Consider the following 13,965-nt stretch of genomic DNA (forward strand, 5'->3'; position numbering starts at 1 on the left):
TTACAAATAAAGTTTTTTGGTATATAATTCCCCTTGAAAACCACATAATAAACTTCGTATAGTTAAGGGGGAGTAGCCTAAAAGATAAAGCCGTCATCTCGGCAATCCGGAGTAAGTATTAGCGGGTTGCCTGGCTTTATCTCCCGTGTTTTGGGGGCAAGACCTTTGACTGGATTTCTATTTCCCTAGAAATCAGTCAAAGGTTATTTTTATTTATTTTAAAATAAAAACGGGAGGTGAAATATTTAAGAAATTAAATCGTATCTTTTTTAGAAGCAAATAATAAAAAAGAATCTATATTAAAGTTTACCTTTTAAGGGGAGGGTCTTTTTTGGAGAACAAAAAGTGGTACGCACTGCGTTCTGCACAGGCAGCAGAAATTCTCAATACATCTTTGTCTGAAGGGCTTTCTTCGGAAATCGCCCAGCAAAGGCTAAAAGAATTCGGGTATAACGAATTAATAGGCAAAAAAGGACCAACCTTGCTTGAAATGTTCTTAAGCCAATTTAAGGATTTCTTGGTTATAATACTTATAGGAGCTAGCTTAATATCAATTCTCATAGGTGAAGTCATCGATTCACTGGTGATCATTTTAATCGTAATTTTAAATGCGGTACTCGGGGTTGTTCAAGAATATAGAGCCAATAAAGCTTTAGACGCTTTAAAAAAAATGGCTGCACCTGAGGCTAAGGTCATAAGAGATTCAATGGTACAAGTTATACCGGCGAGAGAACTAGTACCCGGCGACTTAGTTTTATTGGAAGCAGGAAACTACGTGCCTGCAGACTTGCGGTTAGTCGAATGTATTAATTTGAAAATCGATGAATCAGCGCTGACAGGCGAATCAGTACCAGTAGAAAAAAATGCAGAAAAGGTTTTAAACGGCGAAGTCTCTTTGGGTGACAGGATCAACTGTGCGTTCATGGGCACAGTAGTTACTTATGGTAGAGGTAAGGGAATCGTAATTTCGACAGGAATGAAAACCGAAATTGGAATGATCGCCTCAATGATCGAATCTTATGAGGAAGAAATAACTCCCCTTCAAAAGAAGCTAGAGGAAACAGGAAAGGTTTTGGGAATTGCAAGCCTAGTGATTTGCGGTGTAGTATTTTTAATGGGTCTTTTCAGAGGTATTCCTTTCCTCGAAATTTTTATGACCGCAATAAGCCTAGCGGTTGCTGCAATTCCCGAAGGTCTTCCCGCTATCGTAACCATAGTTCTAGCGCTAGGTCTTCAACGAATGGTCAAGAGAAATGCAATTATTAAAAAATTACATGCCGTCGAAACATTAGGGAGTACTACCGTTATATGTTCAGATAAAACCGGAACCCTTACTCAAAACCAGATGACTGCGACAAAAATTTTTACAGACGGACAATTTTTTTCCATAACCGGCGAAGGTTACAGGCCCTTCGGAGATTTTTATCTAAATGACAGGAAGGTAGACCCCAGATCCAATCCGGCGCTCGAACTACTTTTAAAAATCGGAGCTCTCTGCAACGATGCTAGGTTAGAAGAAGTCAGCCAAGAACAAGATCCACCAAGCTGGAGAATTTTTGGCGATCCGACGGAAGGCGCCCTTATAGTCGCTGCAGCAAAAGCTGGATTGGTTACTTCTGAATTAGAAAAAAGCGAGCCAAGGGTAAAAGAAATCCCCTTCGATTCAGATAGAAAACTTATGACCACAATACATCCATGTGGCGGGATATACGTAGCTTATGTCAAAGGCGCTCCCGATGTACTTTTAAGCCGTTCGAAGTACATCTATAAAACCAACCAGATACTGCCATTAACCCAGGATGATATTAAAGAAATAAACGCTGCGAACAAAACCATGGCGTCTCAGGCATTGAGGGTACTTGCTCTAGCTTACAGGCCATTGGATAAATTGCCGGAAGAACCCAAATCCGAAGATATAGAAAAGGAACTGATTTTTGTAGGATTAATCGGAATGATAGACCCGCCGCGCCCTGAGGCCATTGAAGCCATAAAAATATGCAAACAAGCCGGCATAAGACCTGTTATGATTACCGGAGACCATAAAGACACGGCAGTGGCCATAGCAAAAGAGCTGGGCTTAATGGAAAATGAAACCGGAGTGCTGACCGGTGCCCAACTCGATTCCATAACTGACGAAGAACTTCTGAAAGAATCCAAAAAAGTATCAGTTTACGCCAGAGTATCCCCCATTCACAAACTAAGAATAGTAGATGCTATAAAAAACAACGGTCATATCGCTGCTATGACCGGTGACGGCGTCAACGATGCGCCTGCGTTGAAGAAGGCAGATATAGGCGTAGCTATGGGCATCACCGGAACTGACGTGGCAAAGGAAACGGCCGATATGATTCTCGTTGACGACAATTTCGCCAGTATAGTTGCAGCTATCGAGGAAGGTCGCGTCATTTATTCCAATATACGTAAATTTATATTTTTCCTCTTGTCTTGCAACATAGCAGAAATTCTCATTATATTCGTTTCCATGCTGGCAGGATTACCTATCCCTTTAAAACCGATTCAGCTATTATGGATAAATGTGCTGACAGACGCATTCCCTGCCCTAGCCCTCGGAATGGAAAATAAGGAACCAGATATTATGCAAAGGCCGCCTAGAAAACCCGAAGAGCCCATTATAGATGGAAGAATGCGCTGGCAAATAGCAATTCAAAGTATTTTCATGACCGTCGCAGTAATAGGAGTATTCGTCTATGCATTAAAAACAACAGCCGATTTGGAAAAAGCCAGGACCTTTGCTTTTACCACATTAATTTTTAGCGAACTTCTACGCGCGTATACTTCCCGTTCTGAGACCTACTCAGTATTTAAGATCGGCTTTTTCACTAATCGCTTCATGGTATTAGGCACTTTCATATCACTAATATTGCTTCTTGCTGTGATTTATATACCGTTTTTGAGGACCGTTTTCGATACCACATATTTGACTTTTATGGAAATGGATATCATCTTACTATTTGGCTTAATTCCTTTTGCATCAGCCGAAATAAGTAAAATATTTCTAAGAAAAGCAAAAGCATAAAAGAATAAAGGAGCTTGTCTTTTTTTAAAGGACAAGCTCCTTTATTCTTTGCTTTCCTGACATTTTCTGCAATACCCCAAAAATTTTACCATATGGTCTATAATTTTAAACTCATTTTTAGTTTCAATCTGGTGTTCCAACTCTTCAAGAAGGTCATCGTCAAACTCGTAAACCTGACCACATTTCAAACAAACCAGATGGTGGTGCTGGTGTTTTTCATCCTCGCTGAGTTCATACCTGTAACACCCATCGCCAAAATTGAGCTTTTTTATTATGTCGCATTCATCGAAAAGCAGTAAAGTTCTGTAGATGGTGGCAAGCCCTACTTCCGGAAATTTCTTTTTTACCAATGCGTATATTTCTTCGGTGCTCATATGTCTTGAAGGATTTTCCAGAAACACTTCCAAAGTTGCTTTTCTCTGAGGGGTAAGTTTTACTTCTCTGTTCCTCAGTTTATCTTCAAAAAATTTCATCTTTCTTATTTTATCATCATAGTTTTTTTTCCCTTTTCTTTCAGGCAAAATCTTCCCCTCCTGATAAAACTGTTGCACAACGTTAATTATACATCTTCATAATCCGTCAGCGCAAGTTTAAATTTTGATAATAAATAAACGCCCCATATTTTGGGGCGGTTTTGTGCTTCATGGTAAAACACATAATTTATTCTTCCTCTTCCCAATCTTCATCCTCAAAATCCTCATCACTCAAAGCTTCCCATGCCGCTTTTACCTTTTCAAATTCATCGTCATCTTCAACTACGGTCAGGACCTCTTCTCCATCTTCTTCTACATCAATTCTAAAAATATAAGCTGTCTCCTCATCCTCCCCATCGAGCGGCAACAATATTGCATAATCATTGTCTTCTACGTTTACAACGCCTATTACTTCGAATTCCGTAGCGTTGCCTTCCTCATCATATAAGGTGATGGTTTCTCTTTCTTCCGACATTAAAAAATCACTCCAATCTGCTTTCGAAATTAAATACATTTTATAGCAATTTGATTTTCGTGTCAACATCTATGCTGTGAATCAAGAAAGTTCTGCAGGATAATCACTGCTGATACTTTATCGATTAATTTTTTCCTCTTCCTCCGTGAAATATCAGCGTCGATCAAGACCCGTTCAGCAGCTACAGTAGAGAGTCTTTCGTCCCAGTACTGCACTTCGACTTTAAAATTATTCCTCAATTTTTCACCGAATTCTTTTATCTCTTCTCCTCGATAACCTAATGTACCGTTCATATTTACAGGTAGTCCAATGACGATTTTATTGACTTCATATTTTTGCACAATTTCCGAGATTGCTTTAATATCTTCTTCAATAGAGCTCCGGGCAATCACCCCTATCCCTTGAGCAGTGATTCCAAGCTCGTCAGATAACGCAACCCCTATTCTTTTTTCACCTACATCTAATCCAAGGATTCGCATTAAAAAGATACCCCTTTTACACGATTTTTATGCAAAACTCAGGACAAACCCTGCTGCAGTAACCACACAACGTACATCTATCATAATCTACAATTGCCTTGCCATTTTCAATGTGTAATGCCCCAAATCCGCACTTTTTGACACATTCTCCACAACCTTCACACCAATCTTCAATTAATAACCGCCTTTTTTCATTTGAAATGTACTCCTCGATTTCTGCCGGAACATCTTTTCCTTCAAACACCAAAACATTCGCAATAATTTCATGCTCCGATTTCATTCCTACCGCAATTGAATGTAAAAAGGGTAACCTTAAAACATATTCTAGCGCTTTTTTTTTCTCTCGAATCAAATTGCCGCCTCCCAGACATTTCATCCCATAGATTCCCTTGCCGCTCTGATATGCTTTCTTAATGGCCTTTATCATATCTTCTACAGTCCCATCTTTTATTCCTATCCCTTTATAGTTTATAATGGGATGGATAACATCAATTTCCTCCATCTCGGATGCAGCCAAAACTACTTCGACCGTATGAGTCGAAACGCCTGTAGCCTTTATGATCCCTTTTACTTTTGCTTCTATTAAATACTCATAAGCTTCTCTGTGGCCCTTCAGGGTCAATCGGGACTCCTGCTCGTGAAGCATGAAAATGTCTATGACATCCTTGTCCAAAGCTTTTCGTGCATATTCTACGCTTTCTTTCATTCCTTGATATGTATATGCATAAGATTTGGTTGCCACCACCAAATCTTTCCCACATCTTTTTAAAGCTAACCTTATGTGGGGGTAATTTTGGTAGTATTCCGCTGTATCTAAAAAGTTTACTCCCAATTCGACAGCTTTACAAATTAGATCGGCTCCTTTTTTCTCGGTCAAATTCGCTTGAAGGGGCCCTAAAGTCAGCGTACCGAAACAAAGGCGGGAAACCGAAATTTCCGTTTTCCCTAAGTTGTTATACTGCATCTTTATTCCTCTTCTTTTTCCAAGTAACTTTTAACCAGTTCTTCTAGCAGTTCATCTCTCTCAATTTTTCTTATCAGGCTACGAGCACCTTTGTAACTAGTGATATAGGCTGGATCTCCAGACAATAAATATCCTACAATTTGGCTTATCGGATTATATCCTTTTTCCTTTAATGCATTATACACCTCTTTTAATATTTGCTTTGTAACTTTTACTTCCTCTTTTTCAACTTTTTTAAACATTACTGTATCTTGCATATTTTTTTCCATTATAGTTTACCTCCTAATCGCAAAAATCTCAGGGAGCACGGCTTTTTAAGCCGTGCTCCAATCAATATCAAAACCTAATCTTGGAAATAGTTTTTAACAACATCTATGGCAAATTCAAGAGCCTGATGAAGTCTTTCTGTGTATTTCCCTCCGGCTTGAGCAAAATCGGGCCTTCCTCCACCTCCACCACCTACCACTTCTGCAACTTTTTTAATAATTTCCCCTGCATGATAGCCCAGCCCTACCAAGTCCTTGGTAACAGCGCAGATTAGATTTACTTTGTTGTCAAATGTGGAACCCAATATTACTATACAGGTTTTTAGCCTCTGTCGTATTATATCGCTGATGTTTCTCAAATCTTCATAAGTTGCGTTGTCAACAGCCTTCGAAATAATACTAAAGTTGTTAAACGTTATCTTATCAATTATCAAATCTTCCACTTTTTCGTTCATTAACCGCTGCTTAAGTGACTCGATCTCTCGATCTGCTTTTTTTATCTCATCGTAAAGCTCCTTGACTTTAGAAAGCAAACTCTCCGGTTTAACTTTCAATTCTTCAACCAGTTCGTCTATTATTTTTAGATTCTCCCTAGTATAACTTAAAAAGTTCCACCCTGTTACAGCTTCGATTCTCCTTATTCCCGCACCTACGCTGCCTTCAGAGACAATCTTGAACAGTCCTATTTCTCCCGTCGACTTTACATGTGTACCGCCGCAAAGTTCTTTAGAATAGTTGCCCATACTCACCATGCGAACCTTTTCTCCGTATTTTTCCCCGAATAGTGCTATTGCACCTTCCTTTTGAGCATCCTCCACCGTGGTCTCCTTAACAATTACAGGCATATTTTTCAGTATCGCACCGTTTACTAAATCTTCAATTCTTTGTATTTCATCCTCGGTTAAAGCTGTGAAATGGTTGAAATCAAAACGCAGACGGTCGGGAGCAACCAAAGAACCGCTTTGATTAACGTGTTCTCCGAGCACTTCTTTTAATGCTTTATGAAGCAGGTGAGTTGCGCTATGGTTCCTTGCTATGTTCTTTCTCCGGCTTTCGTCTACTTTCGCCGTTACTTTATCTTTTAGACGGATATATCCTTTTTCAAGTTCCCCCACATGATATATTTTGCCATCGGGTGTACGCTTTGTATCTTTCACGTTAAACATAAAACTCTCACTTTCTATTATACCCGTATCCCCAACTTGTCCGCCCGCTTCGCCGTAAAAAGGAGTTTTGTCAAGGACAAGTATGAGTTCCTTCCCCTTTCCCTCAGCTTCAATTGTGGGTTCATTTTCTTCAACAATCATTTCTACTTGAGCTTCACAAGAAAGCGTATCGTATCCCACAAAAACCGTTGGTTCCAAAGGCTTCAATACCTCATAAAGCTCATCTATGGGATACTCTCCTCTACGCGCCGCCCTTGCCCTTTCTCTTTGTTCTTTCATCAACTTGTCAAAGGATTCCTTATCCACAGTAAATCCCTTTTCCCGTGCCACATCCTCGGTAAGGTCTATGGGAAAACCATAAGTATCATACAATGTAAAAGCCATTTCACCGGGTATGGTCTTTACATTCTTTTTTTCAAGTTCTGCAATGCCTTCGTACAACATTTTCAGCCCATCGTTTAAAGTTTCATGGAACCTTTCTTCCTCGAAGTTAATAACTCTCTGAACATAATCCTGATTTTTCTTTATTTCTGGATAAGCATCTCCCATTATCGATACGACTACGGGAACGATTTTATATAAAAATGGTCTTTCAAGATCCAGTTCTTTGCCGAACCTTGCCGCTCTTCTTAGTATGCGCCTGAGTACGTAGCTCCTTCCTTCGTTGCCCGGCAATACTCCTTCAGAAATCAAGAACGTTATTGCCCTTATATGGTCAGCGATTACTCTGAAGGGGAAACCTCTTTCGTCGCCGTAATATTTTTTCCCCGTCATATTTTCCACGAAAGCTATTATCGGACGCAAAAGATCGGTGTCATAATTGCTATATACGTTCTGCATCACCGTTGCTATACGCTCAAGTCCCATGCCGGTATCTATACTCGGTTTCGGAAGAGGGGTGAGGTTCCCTTCTTCATCGCGATTGTATTGCATGAACACCAAATTCCACAGTTCCCGCCAGCGATCGCAGTCGCATACCCCTATTTTGCATTCGGGAGAGTTACAGCGATATTCTTCTCCCCGGTCAATGTATATTTCGCTGCAGGGACCGCAGGGACCCGTATCGCCCATCGCCCAAAAATTGTCCTTTTCGCTCAGACGAATTATCTTCTCCGGAGGGACATTTGCAACTTCCTGCCATAAATAAAAAGCTTCGTCGTCCTTTTCATATATACTTATCCATAACCTTTCAGGCGGAAGCTGAAGTACCTGTGTTAAAAATTCCCACGCATAGGCAATGGCTTCTTTCTTAAAATAATCGCCGAAAGAAAAATTGCCGAGCATTTCAAAAAAAGTGTGATGCCGTGCGGTCCTTCCCACGCTATCAAGGTCGTTGTGTTTACCTCCAGCTCTAAGGCATTTCTGAGCGGTGGTGGCTCTTGTAAAGGATAACTTTTTCAAACCTAAAAACACATCTTTAAACTGGTTCATTCCGGCATTGGTAAAAAGCAAAGTCGGGTCATTATGGGGCACAAGTGATGAACTGGGAACGCGAACATGCCCCTTGCTCTCAAAAAAACTCAAAAATTTTTCTCTTATCTCTCCGCTACTCAGCATAATGTAAACCTCCACATAAATTGCGTTTTCCAAGAATTATATAGAAAATGTAGTTCATTGTCAATGTTTTCTAAGTTATTCGTCTAAGATATTCACTATTCTAGAAGTAAACATTCGACTTTTTTCAAAGCGTTTATTATTTAAATAAATAGCTAAAAAAGCCAGCGACATGAATAAAAGGCCCGTCAAAAGCGAAAAAGGTTCTTCCCAGGCTATATTTAAAGTATTGGCAAAATTTAATCCCAAAATCACCCCCAAGAGGAAACTTACTAGCGGAATTACGTACATGATGAAAGTCGCCGAAATTAGCGCCCTGTTTTCTATTTCGATTTCCACCACCTGTCCCACATCGGCATTTACGTCATTTTGAACCCACACTTTTATGACTTTCTTTTCAGAACCGAGGCTACATGCTTTGCACTTTGCACAGGCGGACGTCCTTATTACCTCTACCTCAGCTTTATTGCCCTTTTTCGAAACGACAATCGCCTTTTCGCGCAAATGGAACATCCCCCTTTTATTTAATAAAGTGGCTTATTACCCTAATTAATTCTTCAATAATCTCTTCCTGTCTTTCAGTGTTTATAGCCCGTACAACACACCCTTTAGTGTGGTCTTTCAACAATATCAATCCTACTCTGTCCAAAGCCGCTCTTACTGCAGCAATCTGAATAAGTATGTCTACACAGTATTTCTCGTTTTCTACCATTTTTTGAATTCCTTTTATTTGACCCTCTATTTTCTTTAGCCTCTTTTTTAAATCTTCTTTGCTTTCACAATACGAGCAACTCACTTCACTTTTCATTCGAACACCTCCACCAATACCTTTACGGGGTATCTATGTACAATTATAGAATTAAAATGATTCACAGTCAAATAAATAAAACAAAAACCCCGCCATGCCGTGTACTGACAAGGAACAGAGACCCTGCTCTCCCAGGTGGGTGTCCTCCTGGATGATTCATGTTTCCCTCTCATAAGGAGGGCATACAATCCACATCCAGAGTCCGGACTCCCTATGTCATAGTGTTGGCTCTTTCCTCTGTCAGGTCCACGCACACAGCAGGGAAATTGACTTTTTCAATTATAATGATATCACAGGAAGCTGTCCTAAATCAATTGTTTTTAATTGGCAATCTGAATGTGGAGCTCTTTCAACTGCCTTGATTCTACAGGTGCAGGAGCTTCCGTCATGAGGCAGGCAGCATTTTGGGTCTTCGGAAAAGCAATGCAATCGCGAATGCTGTTAAGACCTAGAAGTAGCATAACTAGTCTGTCAAGTCCGTAAGCTATGCCGCCGTGAGGAGGCGTTCCATATTCAAATGCCCTAAGCAGAAATCCGAAATTTTCCCATGCTCTTTCTTTTGTAAATCCTAAAACTTTAAACATTCTCTCCTGTAAGTCGGTCCTGTGAATTCTTATGCTGCCTCCACCTACTTCGGTGCCATTGAGAACTAAATCGTACGCTTTAGCCCGCACCTGCGATGGTTCTCTTTCCAGCAGGTCTAAGTCTTCGTCCATAGGCGAAGTGAAAGGATGGTGCATAGCCACAAAGCGATTTTCTTCTTCATCCCATTCCAAAAGCGGAAACTCCACAACCCACAAGAAATTTAGAGAGTTTTCATCTATTAAATTGAGCTGCTTTCCCAAGTGCAACCTGAGCTGCCCCATCGAGGTCAACACCAGTTTCGGATCGGTGTCAGCCACAAACACCATGAGATCTCCCGGCTGGGCATTCATTCGTTTTAACAGCTCATTTAGAAGTTCTTCGCTGAAGAACTTCGCAATAGGCGATTTTATCCCTTCACCGGAATAGATTATCCACGCGAGACCTTTAGCGCCGAATTCCTTCGCTTTTTCCACCAATTCATCAATTTGCCGGCGACTAAAAATCTCCGCCGAATTTTTTATGTTTATCCCCTTTACCTTTCCACCTGACTCTGCTGCGTCGGAGAAAACCCTGAAGTCACTTTTTGAAGCAATATCGGTCACATCTACCATTTCAAGGCCGAAACGGGTATCAGGCTTGTCAGTTCCGTATATTTCCATAGCATCTTTATAAGTTATCCTTTTAAATGGAATTTCTAAACTAATACCCATCGTTTTTTCCACAACATATTTCATAAGCCTTTCGTTCAATGAAATTACATCCTCAACATCAACGAAAGACATTTCTATGTCAAGTTGGGTAAATTCGGGCTGCCTGTCAGCCCTTAGGTCTTCGTCACGGAAGCACCTGGTTATTTGATAATATCGCTCAATTCCCGCTACCATCAAAATTTGCTTGAAAAGCTGCGGGGACTGAGGTAAAGCATAAAAGGTACCTGGATTTAAGCGGCTGGGCACTAAAAAATCCCTTGCTCCTTCCGGGGTGCTCCTTGTCAACATTGGAGTTTCCACTTCTATAAAACCGTTTTCATCCAGGAAGTCCCTTATAGCTTTACTTACCTTGTGCCTGAAAGTTATATTGCAGAGCATCGACGGCCTTCTAAGGTCAAGGTATCTATATTTTAGCCGCAAGCTTTCATCAACTTTTATATCGTCTTCTATGGGAAATGGAGGAGTTTTGGCGGGATTTAATATTTCAAGCTTGTCCGCAAATACTTCAATTTCGCCGGTCTTAATCTTGGGATTAATGCTTTCCTTCGGCCGTTCGTAAACCTTTCCATTTACCGCAATTACATATTCGGTTTTCACTTCCTTTGCCGTTTCAAAAGCTTCGCGGCTGTATTCAGGGTTGAAGACGACCTGAACAATGCCGCTTCTGTCCCTTAAATCGACAAAAATTAGTCCCCCGTGATCCCTGCGGGTTTGAACCCATCCCATAAGTGTAACTTCCTGTCCGCTGTTTTCTTTTGTCAGCATTCCACACTGATGAGTTCTCTTCATTTTTTCAAACATAAATTTAACAACCCTTTCCTGTCTTGTTTTTTAAAAATGCTTTGGCATCTTCTAAAGGCAGCTTCTCTTGCCAACCACTGGATAAATCTTTAACAGTAATTTTCCCAGTTTCAACTTCTTCTTCACCTATTATGAAAACATATTTTGCCGGTATCTTACTGGCATATTTGAGCTGGGCTTTAAGGCTTCTACCCATCGTATCCATCTCCGCTGAAAATCCATTTCTCCTCAAATCGTATAGCAGGCGCAACCCATAATCCCTCTGCTCTTGGCCCGTCAAAGCTATAAAGACATCCATATCCCAGGCAGCAATTTTTAGCAACCCCTTAGTTTCTAATAATAATATCAATCTTTCTACACCAATGCCAAAACCAGCAGCAGGAGTGGGCGGTCCACCGCATTCTTCAATTAGATCATCATACCTGCCACCGCCGCAGACGGTACTCTGAGCCCCTAATTCCTCCGAAATTATCTCAAATACAGTTTTCGTATAGTAGTCCAACCCCCTTACAATCCCGGGGTCGACTTTATATTTTATTCCTACTGCCGTTAAATCCCTTTTTACTTGTTCAAAATGTTCTCTGCAATCATCGCAAAGAAAATCCAAAATCACCGGTGCATTTTCAAGCTCCTTTCGGCATTCGTCGTTCTTGCAATCAAGAATTCTCAACGGATTTTTGTCCAGGCGTATAAGGCATGTTTCACATAAGATATCCTTCTTTTTATTTAAAAAATTTTTTAATTGTCTTTTATAATCTTCCCTGCATCTCTTGCACCCTATGGAATTGATATGTACTTCTAATTGAGAAAGGCCGAGTTGTTCCAAAAACAAAACGGCAAGCGCTATGACTTCCACATCTATCAAGGGGTTCGGAGAACCGAAAGCCTCAATCCCAAATTGATGAAATTCTCTTTGTCTTCCGGCCTGGGGCCTTTCATATCGGAAGCATGGCGAAATATAAAAAAACTTCGCCGGTAAAGGATTGTTAAAAAGTTTGTGCTCAATATAAGCTCTAACTACAGGAGCGGTTCCTTCGGGTTTTAGCGTAATGCTCCTCCCTGATTTATCTTCAAAAGTATACATCTCTTTTTCAACAATATCAGTCGCCTCGCCAATTCCCCTTTGAAACAGTTCAGTATGCTCAAAGGTAGGTGTCCTTATTTCCCTATAACCAAATCGCTCGCATGTTTCTCTAAAAACACCTTCTACGTACAACCATTTAACGCAATCTTCTGGAAGCAAATCGCGCGTACCCCTTGGTGCTTTCATAAGCATCTTTTCAGCTCCTTGTTTATTTTTCGCAATATTTTATGCAGGCTGCATAAAGCCTTTATAAATCAATATAGAGAAATTAGCTTTTTATGTCAAGCAATTTTTCACAATTTCATAACAGATTCCTCATAGACTTTAAAAAAAGGTGTATTAAAATATTAAGTACAAAGACTTAACAAAAACACCATGGAGGTGAAAGCCGTGAAGGTGTTCTCCCGGTACAAATATCTCATCGCTATCTTGCTGGGCTTTACTCTTGGAGCTGCTGTAGTCGCCGGTGGAATATTCGCTTACAATTTCTTTTATCCTTCAAACTCGGCTAAGGCAGGCACCTCAAATTCGGTAATTAACAACTTAAATCAAACAGTGTTTATAGGTCCAACCAACATTCCCGACATCATAGAAAAGGTAGAAGATGCGGTAGTTTTTATAGAGACAACAACTAGGAGCGCTTCCGTAAATCCGTTTTTTTACGACCCATTTTTTAGGGAATTTTTTGGAGATAATTTCCCCTTTTCAAGCCAAGAAAGTAGAAGCGTAGGATCTGGCTTTATCATCAGTTCGGATGGGTATATATTGACAAACCACCACGTCATCGAAGGTGCCACTGAGGTAAACGTCACCGTAAAAGGATTTTCAAATCCCTTCAAAGCTACAGTAATCGGAACCGACTTCGAACTGGACCTCGCAGTACTCAAGATAAATTCCGATAAAAAACTTCCGTATCTTAATCTGGGCGACTCTGACAAAATGAGGGTCGGAGATTGGGTTATTGCAATAGGCAACCCTTATCGATTGGACCATACCGTTACTGTCGGAGTAATAAGCGCCAAAGGAAGACCCCTTGCCATAACCGACAGGTCCACTGGCAAAACAAGGGTGTTCAAGGATCTCATCCAAACTGATGCCGCTATCAATCCAGGAAACAGCGGTGGTCCATTGATATCATTAAATGGAGAAGTGATAGGTATTAATACTGCAGTCAACGCAGAAGCCCAGGGCATAGGTTTTGCCATTCCTATCAATACAGCAAAACAGGTATTGGACGAGCTTATAAAAACCGGCGGCGTTTCAAGACCTTATATCGGTGTTTACCTACAGGATATAACTAAGGATTTGGCGGACTACTTCAATTTAAAAAGCACTGAAGGTGCCCTGATAAGTTATGTTGTTCCAAATAGCCCCGCGGAAAAAGCAGGACTCAGGCAGGGTGACGTAATTCTTAAGATAAACGATAAAACAATTAAAAAAGCTAGCGATGTTTCGGAAATAGTCAGCAACTCAAAGATAAATCAGAAGCTTGTTCTGCTAATATATAGAAATGGCAGGACAATGTACGTTTCGGTAATTGTAGGGAAAAAACCTAACCAATAA

12 protein-coding genes and 1 other RNA gene are annotated in these 13,965 nt (G+C 40.5%); 2 read left to right on the forward strand and 11 right to left on the reverse strand.

Going from position 1 to position 13,965, the window contains the following annotated elements:
• The first annotated feature begins 331 nt into the window (after nucleotides 1-331).
• Nucleotides 332-3,037 carry a calcium-transporting P-type ATPase, PMR1-type gene (locus BUB66_RS06195; RefSeq protein WP_073256278.1) on the forward strand — a complete coding sequence of 902 codons (2,706 nt, stop codon included), beginning with the start codon at nucleotides 332-334 and terminating at the stop codon, nucleotides 3,035-3,037.
• A gap of 41 nt (nucleotides 3,038-3,078) precedes the next feature.
• Here the strand turns inward: BUB66_RS06195 and BUB66_RS06200 are convergent, their stop codons facing one another.
• From BUB66_RS06200 to hisS, 11 genes are all read right to left on the reverse strand, one after another.
• Nucleotides 3,079-3,519, reverse strand: coding sequence for a Fur family transcriptional regulator (locus BUB66_RS06200; RefSeq protein ID WP_073256422.1), 441 nt, complete (start codon nucleotides 3,517-3,519; stop codon nucleotides 3,079-3,081).
• A 178-nt stretch (nucleotides 3,520-3,697) separates the two neighbouring features.
• Nucleotides 3,698-3,985, reverse strand: coding sequence for a DUF1292 domain-containing protein (locus tag BUB66_RS06205; protein ID WP_073256281.1), 288 nt, complete (start codon nucleotides 3,983-3,985; stop codon nucleotides 3,698-3,700).
• 62 nt (nucleotides 3,986-4,047) lie between these two features.
• Nucleotides 4,048-4,464: a Holliday junction resolvase RuvX gene (gene ruvX / locus BUB66_RS06210; RefSeq protein ID WP_073256284.1), complete on the reverse strand. Its 417-nt coding sequence runs from the start codon at nucleotides 4,462-4,464 to the stop codon at nucleotides 4,048-4,050.
• A gap of 16 nt (nucleotides 4,465-4,480) precedes the next feature.
• Nucleotides 4,481-5,428 (reverse strand): aldo/keto reductase, encoded by a 948-nt coding sequence (locus tag BUB66_RS06215; protein WP_073256287.1) that lies wholly within the window; start codon nucleotides 5,426-5,428, stop codon nucleotides 4,481-4,483.
• Nucleotides 5,429-5,430: 2 nt separating this feature from the next.
• A complete protein-coding gene (locus tag BUB66_RS06220; RefSeq protein ID WP_073256290.1) occupies nucleotides 5,431-5,697 on the reverse strand; it encodes an IreB family regulatory phosphoprotein in 267 nt (88 codons plus the stop codon).
• A gap of 74 nt (nucleotides 5,698-5,771) precedes the next feature.
• A complete protein-coding gene (gene alaS, locus BUB66_RS06225) occupies nucleotides 5,772-8,417 on the reverse strand; it encodes an alanine--tRNA ligase (protein ID WP_073256293.1) in 2,646 nt (881 codons plus the stop codon).
• 75 nt (nucleotides 8,418-8,492) lie between these two features.
• A complete protein-coding gene (locus tag BUB66_RS06230; protein WP_244269773.1) occupies nucleotides 8,493-8,927 on the reverse strand; it encodes a SoxR reducing system RseC family protein in 435 nt (144 codons plus the stop codon).
• A gap of 7 nt (nucleotides 8,928-8,934) precedes the next feature.
• Entirely contained in the window at nucleotides 8,935-9,222 is a 288-nt protein-coding gene (locus BUB66_RS06235; protein ID WP_073256299.1) for a metal-sensitive transcriptional regulator, read from the reverse strand.
• Nucleotides 9,223-9,304: 82 nt separating this feature from the next.
• Nucleotides 9,305-9,489, reverse strand: a non-coding RNA gene (gene ssrS / locus BUB66_RS06240) — 6S RNA.
• 53 nt (nucleotides 9,490-9,542) lie between these two features.
• On the reverse strand, nucleotides 9,543-11,318 hold the full coding sequence (gene aspS / locus BUB66_RS06245) for an aspartate--tRNA ligase (RefSeq protein WP_073256302.1): 1,776 nt from the start codon (nucleotides 11,316-11,318) through the stop codon (nucleotides 9,543-9,545).
• A gap of 4 nt (nucleotides 11,319-11,322) precedes the next feature.
• Nucleotides 11,323-12,594 (reverse strand): histidine--tRNA ligase, encoded by a 1,272-nt coding sequence (gene hisS, locus BUB66_RS06250; RefSeq protein WP_073256305.1) that lies wholly within the window; start codon nucleotides 12,592-12,594, stop codon nucleotides 11,323-11,325.
• Nucleotides 12,595-12,792: 198 nt separating this feature from the next.
• On the opposite strand from hisS, the gene BUB66_RS06255 reads away from it, so the two are divergent.
• Nucleotides 12,793-13,965: a S1C family serine protease gene (locus tag BUB66_RS06255; RefSeq protein WP_084098851.1), complete on the forward strand. Its 1,173-nt coding sequence runs from the start codon at nucleotides 12,793-12,795 to the stop codon at nucleotides 13,963-13,965.

The sequence above is a fragment of the Caldanaerovirga acetigignens genome (assembly GCF_900142995.1).
Taxonomy (GTDB): Bacteria; Bacillota; Thermosediminibacteria; order Thermosediminibacterales; family Thermosediminibacteraceae; genus Fervidicola; species Fervidicola acetigignens.